The sequence below is a fragment of the Citrobacter sp. S46_ASV_140 genome, from assembly GCF_018919545.1.
GTDB lineage: Bacteria > Pseudomonadota > Gammaproteobacteria > Enterobacterales > Enterobacteriaceae > Citrobacter > Citrobacter braakii.
Genome location: NZ_JAHLRC010000115.1, coordinates 1 through 11184, shown reverse-complemented (window position 1 = coordinate 11184; position 11184 = coordinate 1). Strand labels below are relative to the sequence as shown.

Sequence of the window (11184 nt, the reverse complement as noted above, 5' to 3'; positions counted from 1 at the left end):
CTTTCAGCATGAACGTGGAGCGCTGGCGGGAAAACCCGTGCCGTTAGTTCAGGCAATGCTGCGCGCTGCGCGAGGATAAAAAAACGGGCAGGTTGTTCCCAAACCTGCCCGCTGCATTATGCGCTTGCGATCTCCCGATTACGCCCTGCGCACAGACCAAACACTGCCATCAGTATCGCTAACACGGCGACCCCAGCTAATGGAATCAGCCAGCTACCATTGAGGTCGTGAATCTTACCCATCAGCGGTGGCCCACAGGCAGCCAGTAAATACCCGACGGATTGTGCCATGCCGGACAGGGCCGCGGCCTGATGCGCTGAGCTTGCGCGCAGGCCAATAAAGGTCAAACCAAGGATCATTGTGGCGCCTGAGCCAAAGCCAAACAGTATGGTCCACAGCAAAGCCTGCCCGGGCATTACCGCGAATCCGGCTGCGCCGACGGCGCACATTAACGAAACCAGTGCGGCGATGGCGCGCTGATCCTTAAATCTGTTCAGGACGAGAGGGATCAATAACCCCGGCGCGGCGGTTGCCAGTTGCAGTAAACCATGTAACGAACCGGCCTGCGCTTCGCTGTAGCCGTGGCTGATTAAAATGGCGGGTAGCCAGCCAATGATCACGTAGTAGATAAGTGAATTGATCCCGAGAAACAGCGTCACCTGCCAGGCGAGGCTCGAGCGCCAGATCGCGCGGGAATGCAAAGCGCGCGAGTTGCTCAAACTGGCATTGGCCGTCTGGCGACATTGGGGTAACCAGATAATCAGCGCCAGCAGCGGAAAGACCATCAGTACCATCAGCGCACCGCGCCAGCCAAACCCGTTCAGCGCCAGCGGAACCACAATAGCTGAACCCAGTGCCGCCGCTGCGCCCATAGTCAGCGAGTATGCGCCAGTGAGTTTTGCCACATGCTGAGCAAAATCACGCTTAATCAGCCCAGGTAACAGCACATTTCCCAGCGCGATTCCGCAACCAATGATAGCGGTGCCGCTAAACAGGAAACCTGGCGTGGGCAGAGAACGTATCGCAATACCTGCGCAAATCAGTAGCATTGCGGCAAACAGGCTGCGTTCGATACCCCAACGGCGTGCAACGGCGGCGGCCAGAGGCGATACCAGTGCGAAGGCCAGCAGCGGCAGGGTGGTCAGAAGTCCCGTCTGGGCGGTACTCAGGCCGTAGTCGGTGCGAATTGCATCCAGCAACGGGGCGGCTCCGGTAAAGGTGACGCGCAGCGTGGTGGCAATCATCAGGATCCCCGCGATCAGCCAGGCTGCGTTTTTGCCGCGGGAGGAAGGCATATTTGTCATTTTTTTCTCATGTCGTCAGGCGAGGCGATACTTTAGCGTTTTTACTCAATGGATGAATCAAGCTAAAATGACAGTTTATCGCTAAAAACGGACATTTTTATGTTAGGACTGAGGCTGGATGGGTATGAGCCCGACCTTTACCACGATGCGGCGGTGGCGTTTTGTATTCAGGCCCGGGAAGATGAACTCTTCAGTCCGCTGCATCAGCACCGTAAGGGGCAGTTGATTCTGGCCTTGCATGGCGCGATCACCTGTGAGGTTGAAAATGCCATGTGGATGGTGCCTCCACAATATGCGGTATGGATCCCCGGTGAAATTCCACACAGCAACCACGTTACCGTTGGGGCGCAACTGTGCTTTTTGTTTATTGAGCCGCAGGCAGTCGTGATGCCTGAACGCTGCTGCACCCTGAAAATCGCCCCATTATGTCGGGAGCTCATTCTGGCGCTGGCGTCCAAAACGGATGATCAACGGCTGGAGCCGTCTACCCAGCGGCTGACGCAAGTGCTATTTGATGAACTCCCGCAGCAACCGCAGGAGCAAATGCAGTTGCCGGTTTCCGATCACCCGAAAATCCGCAGAATGGTCGCGACGATGGCGCGGGAGCCCGCGCAGTGGCAGACGCTGGGACAGTGGGCCAGCGTATTTGCGATGAGTGAGCGGAACCTCGCCCGTCTGGTCGTTAAAGAAACGGGGTTGAGTTTTCGCCGCTGGCGTCACCAGCTTCAATTAATTCTGGCGCTGCAGGCGCTGATAGATGGCCATAACGTGCAACAGGTTGCGCACATGCTCGGTTACGATTCGACCACGGCATTTATCACCATGTTCAAAAAAGGCCTGGGACAGACGCCAGGCCGTTATCTGGCTGGACTGGCTACTGCTTCCCAACAATCAATGACACCAGACCTGCCGCAATGAGCGGTCCCACCGGCACACCGCGAAATAGCGCCACGCCCAGTACCGTACCCACCAGTAAACCGGCCACAAGCTGAGGCTGGCTACCCATGAGCGTGACACCGCGCCCGCCAAGCCAGGAGACGAATACCCCGATGGCAATAGCGACCAGTGATTTCCAGTTCACAAAGGAGTGGATGAGCGTGGAGGGGGGGAGCGTTCCGCTGGCGATCGGCGCCATGACGCCAATGGTTAGAATTATAATCCCGACGGTCAGGCCCTGTTTTTCTATCCATGGAAAGAACGTATTCAGAGGGGTAACACGGACAATGATCAGCACCAGAATTGAAACAGCGACAGTGGTGTTGTGGCTGACAAAGCCCAGAGCTGCCAGTCCGAGCAGGATCAGCAGAGTGACATCAAACATCGTAGTTTCCTTGCCAAAAGAAAAAATAAGCCTGCTTACTGTACGCGTAAACGCGTGACGGAACAGGCTTTTTTTAATGATTATGATTTTTTTTGGGCTAATGCACGATGCTACGTTTTACACCTGACTCGGGCGGCTATTGTACGCGGCGGAACGGGAGTAATTCCGGTTGCGCGATACGTAGGTAATCTGCGGTATCCATGATCACGGATTTTTCCAGCACTCCGGCATTGAACGCAATTTCATTAAAACGCTCAAACAATAGCGGATCGGCGACCAGCTTAAGTTTTGGATGGAAGCTAAACGGTGGGATAGCGCCAAATACGCAACCTGTCAGTGCATCGACTTCCGCCGGGCTGGCAAGTGATGCTCTTAACCCGCCGATATGGCTGGCTAACAGGCTCAGGTCGGCCTGCTGGTCGGCAGAAAGAATCGCCAGGACATGCTGATTAACGCCGTTGCCTTTGACCTTACAAACCAGCGCTTTTGCTCCCTGGCCCAGTGCGGTACCGCGAATTTCAGAAACCGCTTCACATTTGCCGACCGCTTCATGGCTTACCACGCGATACGTCGCGCCTTGTTCTGACAACAGCGAAATTAAACGCTGATGCGTTGCGTTACCTTTGTTCACTTCCGTCATGACTTACTCCTGGTACAACAATGAAAATCCTGTCAGAAAAATGATTACGCATCCGCGCGTTTTTTCTGTTTGTTCAGGTAGAGCTGTGCATCGGATGCTTTGTAGGCATCATCAATGGTGTCGTTTGGCTGCATATTATAAATCCCTGCGGAGAAGCTGATTGCTCTATCTTGCGCAATAATTTGTAAGTTATAGCGAATCCTCTCCAGCAGACGAGGCGTTAATTCAGCGGGGTAATCGATGAGGATAATGCAAAACTCATCCCCACCGAGGCGGATGGCATAGTCGTTTTTGCGAATCGAGGTTTGAATGGCTCTAGCCAGAATGGTGATAATTCGATCGCCTTCCTTATGCCCCAGCGTATCATTAATGACTTTTAGTTTATCGCAATCAATGGCGATAAAGGTCACGAGGGTGCCCGCGTTTACCAACTGCTGTAAACGTTGTTCGAGCGTCGGTGTTAAAATTTTGCGGTTGTAGAGCCCGGTCATCGCGTCACTGATATTTTCACGCGTGACGTTGTGATACAGCCGAAAATGCGTTCTGACCATATTCAGCAACAGTATTGTCGCCAGCAGATAGAAGGCGAATACTTTCCAGGAGGAGACAATAAAGTACATAAAATCAAGCGATAAGGTGATGCGTATACCGCCGGGCATGTCCTCCTGGTAGTGAACATAGCTAAACAGGTTGTTCTCACTTTGGTGAACGAGTATCTCTTTACCTGAGTTGATGTCCGAAAGCGTCACGTTAAGATAGCGCCAGACGAGAGGGCGGTCGCTGGTATAGAAAATATTCTTTAAATTCTCTTTGTTAATATCCACCATCACCACGCCTTTTAACTTACCGGCATAGTAGACAGGTGTTAAAAAGCTCATCACTTTTTTCTCGGTCAGGTTATCTTCATAAATACGGGAGATTACCGTGCGGCCAGTGAAAATACCGTCAATATCATTCTGGTTGATACCCAGGTTTCCTTTTTGCAAAAACGACCAGTTGTGTATCGCAAATTTCCGCGAATCGACCAGATCAAAGAAATAGACGTAGTTATTTTTGAGATCGACGTAATATCGAAATTTATACTCCTGCATACCTAAACCATGACCGTAATCTTTCTGCTCACGATTAACGTTTACCGCCCGGTCAAAAGAGGGCAGTAGAAATATGTCTTCAAGTTTCTCGCTACATTTTGTAGTGGGGGTTTGCAACGTACCGTGTAATGGCAGGTAGTTATGCTGGGTGAGGTTGAGCCCATGAGTGCCGTTAACGCTGTCGAAAGCGTTGCAAAGTGCTTTTTGTTGCTCGATAGAAGCGGGTACCTGGGGGGATGAAAATGTGCGCATCAGATGGGCTGCAATACTTTGATTAGTATACTTATCATAGAGAAACGATGAGTCGGCTTTCTCATTGATATAGCGCATGTACGCATTCATTGCTTTATCGCTGGCAATGAGCTCATAAACTAAAAAAGAAAACGTCAAAACAACGACGCTGACGGAGATAAAGAGCCTGAGCGCTTTATGATGCAATTGCATAATGATGTACAGCCCTGTAAGTCTGATACTTCAGTCTATCACACGCCATACATCCGCTCTAACGCTACTGGGAAGGGCATTTTGTAATAAAAATCATTCGCGTGTGTTCTTAGTCAGCCAGGGCAAAACCCGTCAGCGTCCGGGGGCGTTAAAGCAACAGAGTGTTTACCATGCTGATACGGGCATAAAGATGGGCAGAAGTTATCACTAAGGTCGCTGATAACAACGTTATCTATAAAAGCCGAGAGGCAGATTGCTTGCAATGGAGAGTCAGACATCCAGTGACTCGTTTATTGTTCTGGGTTGGGAGGAATATAACGGCGGTGGTTATTGTTCCTAATGTATATGTTTTATTAATGATAAGGTAAATAAGTTGCGACAATAAAATTGTTTTCAAATATTTTATATTGTAATTGTATCAATATTTTTTTTAAATTCATCTCGTGAATTTATTCATGAGATCGATTGATCTTGGATTTATTCCTAAAAATAGAGTGTATTTCATCTATTGATGTCATAGGTTTTTCTATTTATAAATTATATTATGTTTTCTTTAACTAATTGTTTTAACTTATCATTTTATTTTCTGTGTGACTTTTTTTCTATGTTTTAAGTGAATTTTAAATGCGGCTTGTGAATGCTTTCATATATATTTTGTAGCGTGTCAATTGGTTGCAATTTACATCCATTAATATAATAATGTGCTCACGGCGTTACCCTTAATAATCTTTGCTACTGTTTTTGATCTACACCGCTATTGCGGGCTGCAGTGGAACTAAAATGTGGTGCTTTTGTATACGCCAGCATAATGCACGGTAAGTATTAGTTATATTTTTTGTAAATAAATGGAGTTATGAATTATGTGTCGTTCAATTATTAAAATTGCTCAGGTTGCTGCATTGGTTGCAGGTGGTTTAAGTGCGGTGAATGCGATGGCGGCTGATGGCCAGATTCGTATTAATGGCGAAGTCATTAACAAAACGTGTGCTGTGGCGATCAACGGTGCACCGACTTCTACTTTGCTGCAGATTGATCCGATTGCTGCTGTGGATATGACGGATTCTGTTGCGATCGCGAATGGTACCAATATGAATGCTTCTCGAGATATGCGTACTGTAAATATCACTCTGGAAGGCTGCGTGATGCCAGCCGGTAAAACCGGTGTTGCGGTTAGCTTTGATTCTACTGGTTATGCGGATTCAGGCACCAGCACCTATCGTAACGTCCTGCTGGACTCCGTCAATACCATGGATACTGCTGCTAAAGGCGTGCAGATTGGCTTCACTAAAGACACTGACGCTACCAAAACACTGGCGATGGGTCCAAATACTGTAGATCCAGCGGATTATAAAAGTACACAGACGAATGCCCAGACCTACAGTTTTAACACTCGTTATGTCCAGACGGGTACAGATGTTGTCGCTGGTGATATCGAAACGGTAGCTACCTTCAGCGTAGTTTACCAGTAATTATTGATTAAGACTGAGGCGGCAGTTTTTATTGCCGCCTTATTTTTCAGAGAGTAATAAATTAAATGTCCATCAAATATTTATCTGCAATTATGGCCGCGACTTTGGCCTTCAGTTCGTCTGTATGGGCCGATGTCGTCATTAATACCACGCGTGTGATTTATAAAGAAGCAGCCAAAGAAGTTAACGTTCGCCTGACCAATGAGGGGCCGCGTCCACTGCTGGTGCAGTCATGGTTGGATGATGGTCGTGCAACGGAATCGCCGGAAAATATCGATCTGCCATTTATGTTAACACCTCCGGTGTCACGTATTGATGCGAAGAAAGGCCAGACGCTGCGTATTTCTAAAATGGACGCCAGTTTGCCGAAAGATCGTGAAAGTATTTATTATCTGAACGTGTTAGAGGTTCCGCCAAAAGCAAAAGGTGAGGCTGCTGGCAATAATAAATTACAACTGGCGTTTCGTACTCGGATTAAGATGTTTTATCGCCCAGATGCTTTACCCGTAAAACCACAAGATGCGGCAGGTAAGGTTGAATGGCGTGCGGAAAATGGCACATTAGTTGCAAAAAATAACTCCCCTTATTATCTGACCTTCAACATGATGAAAGTTGGTAATAATTCGGCGAAGCCAGGAATGGTTGCACCTTTTGCAACGGAAAAGTTCACATTTGATAACAAAACGTTTAAAGCAGCTGTAGGAACCAATCTGACGTATAGCTATATTTCGGATTATGGTAACGATGTAGAGGGTACTGCTGTTATCAAATAGTATTTTTTCACGATGGAACGTTCGGGTTTTTCTATGGATATGTTAATTAGCGATCGTTTTCGTTTGTCGAGTATTGCTAGCACATTTATTTTATTGAATGTTGTCGGGACAGCGAATGCTACTGAAACCCCTGCACAAAATAGTGTTTCGCCTGCATCATCAGTAGAAAATTCTAATGTGCAGGAAAAAGAAGAAAATAAAGAAAGTGAGGAAATCGGTACTGAAGATGAAGAGGTAGAATTTAGTAATATCTTTTTATCTAATCAGCCAATAGACGTTAGCCGTTTTTCCAAAGGAAACCCTGTTACCGCCGGGAAGCATTACGCAACCGTTGTACTTAACGAGCGCGAAATGGGTAAGTTTGAAATTCAGTTTGATGAAAACCCAAAAGATCCGTTACGTGCAATTCCTTGCCTGAGCCTGAAAGAATTGGCGAATTTTGGTGTTGATCCTGGTGCCATTAATGTTTCTGGCGCAGAGGCGGAAAGCTGCATTTCGCTGAAAACCCTGATCCCCCAGGCTAAATGGAAAATGGATATCAACGATCAGCGTTTTATGCTGAATATTCCACAGGCCATGGTACTGGCAACACGTCCTGATGAAGTGCCGGATACGCTCTGGGATGACGGCGTTAACGCGGCGTTTGTCGGTTATAACACCAGTTATTATCGTTCAAGTTACAGTGGGGTTAGCTCTGATAGCGCTTGGGTCGGCCTTGATGGTGGACTGAATTTACTGGGCTGGCGCGTCCGTGTCCGTGGCGACGCGAACTACACAAAAGACAGTGGAACAACGTTCGACAGTTCGAACCTGTACGTGGAACACGATGTCGCGCCGCTGAAGTCACGGCTACGGGTCGGTGAGATCTATAGCAGCAGCACCTTTTTTGATGGGTTTCCATTACGCGGCGTGACGCTGAGCAGCGACACGCGAATGCTGCCAGACTCCCTGAACAGCTTCCGTCCGGTTATTCGTGGGGTTGCGGAGTCGAATGCGAAAATTATTATCAGCCAGGCTGGCACTAAAATATTAGAAACAACCGTGCCGCCGGGAGCATTTTCGATTGACGATTATAATCCGATCAGCTCCAGCGAACAGCTTGACGTTACGATTCAGGAGGCGGACGGTCGGACGCGTCAGTTGATTATACCTTTCAATGGCAGTGGGCAGCTGCTTTACCCAGGGGTCAGCCTTTATTCGCTGGCGGTGGGGGAATATAACGGATCGAGCAGCGCAGAGAAACCTGTTGTCACCCAGGGAACCTGGCAATATGGTCTGAATAATTATCTGTCTTTATATACCGGTGCTGAATATATGTCGGGCTACTACTCTGCTCTCGGCGGGGTGGCGCTGAATACGCCGATTGGTGCAGTCTCAATAGACTTGACACAGTCGCATTTGTCAGCGGAAGAAGGCAGCCGGGAAGGGCAGAGTGTGGGGATTAAATACAACAGTTTTATCTACTCGACAAATACCAGTTTCAATATTGCGGCTTACCGTTATTCGACAAAAGATTTCTATACGCTGAGTGAGGCAGTGGATCGACTATCGGAAACCGACTGGATGGACCTGGAGGATCGCCTTAAGTCACAGGTACAACTCAACGTCAACCAGTCGCTGGAAAATGGATGGGGCTCATTTTATTCTTCAGCGATGCTATCAGAGTATTGGCGTTCAGGGCGCAAAGAGAAAAGTTATCAGTTGGGTTACAGCAACTCTCTGGGACAAGTCAGCTATAGCGTTTCCGTTAACCGTTACTACACTGACGGTAATGAGAAAGACGATCAGGTTTATTTGTCGTTTTCTATACCGCTTGGCGATCGTTCCGGTGATAAAGCGCCGCTGTTTGATTATCTGAACACCAGTTATACCCGAAGCAGCAAGGGAGACAGTAATTTATCGACCTCGACCTCGGGTTATAACCAGGATGCAGGCATGAACTATGGCGTCAACGCAAGTTATCGCCGCAACGGCTACGACGATAATAAGATTGAGAATATTGGGGCGAATGCCTCCTGGGATACCCGTTACGGTAGCTGGGGGGGGAACATATCTGCCGATACAGAGAACAGCCGTCAGATGTCTGTGAACGGCAGCGGTGGGGTTTTAATTCACAAGGGCGGCGTAACTTTCGGACGAACCATTAACGGTGACACGCCTGTTGCATTGATTGAGGCGAAAGGTGCGAAAGGCGCACTGGCGATGGGTGACAGGGCTGCGCGAATTAACAGTGCCGGGTATGCCTATGTTTCTAGCCTGTCACCTTACCGCTTTAATGATGTGAGTATCGATCCATCGAAAATGGAACAGGATACCGAATTAAAAGAGACATCGACGAAAGTTGTTCCGCGTGCAGGGGCTATTATTTATGTTCCTTTCGCTACGGACGATCGTCGCTCGGTATTTTTCCGTCTTAGTTTGAAAAATGGTAAAAATATTCCTCTGGGGTCTGAGATATTTAATGAAAATAATGAGGTCGTGGGCACGGTTGGACAAGGTGGTCGTGCCTTTACTCGAGGAATAGAGCAGTCCGGGACGTTATCTGTTATCTGGGGCGATAACACCGAAGAACAGTGTCGGTTTAATTATCAGTTACCTGAAACGACTCAGGAAGATATCAACAGTAAGACGTTGTCTGTCGATAACGTAATCTGTGATTAATAACATCATCGTTAAGTTAAGCCACATCAGCATTGATGTCTTTAATTAAAAAAGGAGTTTTTAGTGAATAAATTCAAATTAAAAGGGAAATCAGTATTCATTACGGGTTCCCTGTGTGCGGTGATGCTGAGTGGTTCTGCACTGGCTGAACGAGTCGACTTTACGGCAAGTACCCACATTAATCGTGGTACCTGTACCCTGAGTTCAGGGACTGAAGGGCTGGTATATGATTTTGGCGAGGTGACACCTGTTGTGGCATTTGCCGGGACAAGGAACATTGAGCAGTCATTTAATCTGCAAAACTGTGTTGCTGTCAACAACATATCCGTTTCTCTGAGTTCTTCCAGTACGGTCAATATCGCCTCCGGGACTTATCAGGGGAAATGGGTTGCACCGGCTACCGGTGGCGCGACAGGTGTGGCGTTTAAGACCGAAGTAAAAAATGGTGCAACGGGGACATATTATTCGCTGCAGGCTGATAACAACACGCTGGATACTGGCGAGCAAAAATTTTCACCACAGTGGAGCGTTTATATCAAAACAACTATCGTTCCGACAGTTAGCGCGTATTCGGCTATGGTTTCAGGCTCTCTGAGCTCTGCCGCTGTTTTAAATATTACTTATCTGTAAGGGGAGCGGCGACCAATGAAAAAACTTATTTCTGCAATGTTACTTTGCGCACCGCTTTCCGCTCTGGCGGCTGATGCAACGGTTGATTTAACCTTTAAAGGAACACTGACCGCACCAACCTGTACGGCTTCTTTTACTGGTTCTAGTGGTGTGGATATTGCGTTTGGCAGCCTCAATGCATCTGATATCGTGGGGAAAGCGGAAGGGACGATTGTTCCAGCTGCGCCAGTCAAAAACGTCTCTCTGAAGTTCTCTGGCTGTAATAGTATCACTAATATTAAAGTCAATTTTGTTGGTGCATCCACTTCAGGTTATGGCTTTGTCCGTAAAGCGGTAAATTTCCGTGATACCAGTGATAGAGAGTCAGGTCTGGGGGTCGCATTACTCAAAAATGCCGACTCTACCTCGACTGATGATGCGGTTTACGTTAGTGCGGATAAAGCAGGTGAACCGACCGTTTTGTCACTGGAGACCCTGGCCAAAACGGGCGAAGTTTATACCTGGCCGCTGTATGCCAAAATGGTAGTGACTAAAAACTCACTGCTTAACACTTCTGCCGCTGTTAATACCAACAGTGCGGGAAAAGATCTTAAAGCAGATGTTTACGCAAATATTGTTTATGACTAATACCCGCTAGCGGGGTTGTGCAACACACTCTTTCAAATGCGGCGCGGGTGTTCGCCTTATAACACTCTTGTCGTATGAGGGGCAGGATATTTTCTGCCAAATTATTTGAGAGTAAAAAACTCTCTAAAATTAAAAAGGAATGATTATGAATAAGCATTTGGCGGGTAGGAAAGCCGCACTTATTTCAGGTTTGCTGTGCGCAGTGATGCTGAGTGGTTCCGCAC

10 protein-coding genes are annotated in these 11184 nt (G+C 47.8%); 6 read left to right on the top strand and 4 right to left on the bottom strand.

Going from position 1 to position 11184, the window contains the following annotated elements:
* Positions 1 to 116: 116 nt before the first annotated feature.
* Positions 117 to 1304, bottom strand: a complete 1188-nt coding sequence (locus KQJ19_RS19595) for a CynX/NimT family MFS transporter (RefSeq protein WP_047358591.1) — start codon at positions 1302 to 1304, stop codon at positions 117 to 119.
* A gap of 99 nt (positions 1305 to 1403) precedes the next feature.
* On the opposite strand from KQJ19_RS19595, the gene KQJ19_RS19590 reads away from it, so the two are divergent.
* Positions 1404 to 2222 (top strand): helix-turn-helix transcriptional regulator, encoded by an 819-nt coding sequence (locus KQJ19_RS19590; protein ID WP_046275926.1) that lies wholly within the window; start codon positions 1404 to 1406, stop codon positions 2220 to 2222.
* Here the strand turns inward: KQJ19_RS19590 and KQJ19_RS19585 are convergent.
* The 3 genes from KQJ19_RS19585 to dgcJ all read right to left on the bottom strand — a co-directional run bounded on the left by KQJ19_RS19585 (position 2179) and on the right by dgcJ (position 4800).
* The gene (locus tag KQJ19_RS19585; RefSeq protein WP_016152803.1) at positions 2179 to 2625 is read right to left on the bottom strand and encodes a DUF441 domain-containing protein; all 447 of its coding nucleotides are present in this window, start codon (positions 2623 to 2625) and stop codon (positions 2179 to 2181) included. The two genes, KQJ19_RS19590 and KQJ19_RS19585, sit on opposite strands and share 44 nt — an antisense overlap.
* Before the next feature lie 136 nt (positions 2626 to 2761).
* Positions 2762 to 3265, bottom strand: coding sequence for a YbaK/prolyl-tRNA synthetase associated domain-containing protein (locus KQJ19_RS19580; RefSeq protein ID WP_046275927.1), 504 nt, complete (start codon positions 3263 to 3265; stop codon positions 2762 to 2764).
* A gap of 44 nt (positions 3266 to 3309) precedes the next feature.
* A complete protein-coding gene (gene dgcJ / locus KQJ19_RS19575) occupies positions 3310 to 4800 on the bottom strand; it encodes a diguanylate cyclase DgcJ (RefSeq protein WP_016156302.1) in 1491 nt (496 codons plus the stop codon).
* Positions 4801 to 5660: 860 nt separating this feature from the next.
* Between dgcJ and KQJ19_RS19570 the strand changes: the two genes are divergently transcribed.
* The 5 genes from KQJ19_RS19570 to KQJ19_RS19550 all read left to right on the top strand — a co-directional run bounded on the left by KQJ19_RS19570 (position 5661) and on the right by KQJ19_RS19550 (position 10960).
* Positions 5661 to 6269, top strand: a complete 609-nt coding sequence (locus tag KQJ19_RS19570) for a fimbrial protein (RefSeq protein WP_216404019.1) — start codon at positions 5661 to 5663, stop codon at positions 6267 to 6269.
* A gap of 65 nt (positions 6270 to 6334) precedes the next feature.
* Positions 6335 to 7042: a fimbria/pilus periplasmic chaperone gene (locus KQJ19_RS19565; protein WP_047498933.1), complete on the top strand. Its 708-nt coding sequence runs from the start codon at positions 6335 to 6337 to the stop codon at positions 7040 to 7042.
* Positions 7043 to 7075: 33 nt separating this feature from the next.
* On the top strand, positions 7076 to 9703 hold the full coding sequence (locus KQJ19_RS19560) for a fimbria/pilus outer membrane usher protein (RefSeq protein ID WP_216404018.1): 2628 nt from the start codon (positions 7076 to 7078) through the stop codon (positions 9701 to 9703).
* 63 nt (positions 9704 to 9766) lie between these two features.
* Complete coding sequence (locus tag KQJ19_RS19555; protein ID WP_153690442.1) at positions 9767 to 10333, top strand: hypothetical protein; 567 nt, start codon at positions 9767 to 9769, stop codon at positions 10331 to 10333.
* 15 nt (positions 10334 to 10348) lie between these two features.
* Positions 10349 to 10960 (top strand): hypothetical protein, encoded by a 612-nt coding sequence (locus KQJ19_RS19550; RefSeq protein ID WP_200079652.1) that lies wholly within the window; start codon positions 10349 to 10351, stop codon positions 10958 to 10960.
* Positions 10961 to 11184 lie beyond the last annotated feature (224 nt).

Coding starts and splice junctions, on each gene's coding strand:
- KQJ19_RS19590 (WP_046275926.1), top strand. CDS start 1,404: ATGTTAGGACTGAGGCTGGATGGGTATGAGCCCGACCTTTACCACGAT.
- KQJ19_RS19560 (WP_216404018.1), top strand. CDS start 7,076: ATGGATATGTTAATTAGCGATCGTTTTCGTTTGTCGAGTATTGCTAGC.
- KQJ19_RS19595 (WP_047358591.1), bottom strand. CDS start 1,304: ATGACAAATATGCCTTCCTCCCGCGGCAAAAACGCAGCCTGGCTGATC.
- KQJ19_RS19580 (WP_046275927.1), bottom strand. CDS start 3,265: ATGACGGAAGTGAACAAAGGTAACGCAACGCATCAGCGTTTAATTTCG.
- KQJ19_RS19550 (WP_200079652.1), top strand. CDS start 10,349: ATGAAAAAACTTATTTCTGCAATGTTACTTTGCGCACCGCTTTCCGCT.
- KQJ19_RS19565 (WP_047498933.1), top strand. CDS start 6,335: ATGTCCATCAAATATTTATCTGCAATTATGGCCGCGACTTTGGCCTTC.
- KQJ19_RS19570 (WP_216404019.1), top strand. CDS start 5,661: ATGTGTCGTTCAATTATTAAAATTGCTCAGGTTGCTGCATTGGTTGCA.
- KQJ19_RS19585 (WP_016152803.1), bottom strand. CDS start 2,625: ATGTTTGATGTCACTCTGCTGATCCTGCTCGGACTGGCAGCTCTGGGC.
- dgcJ (WP_016156302.1), bottom strand. CDS start 4,800: ATGCAATTGCATCATAAAGCGCTCAGGCTCTTTATCTCCGTCAGCGTC.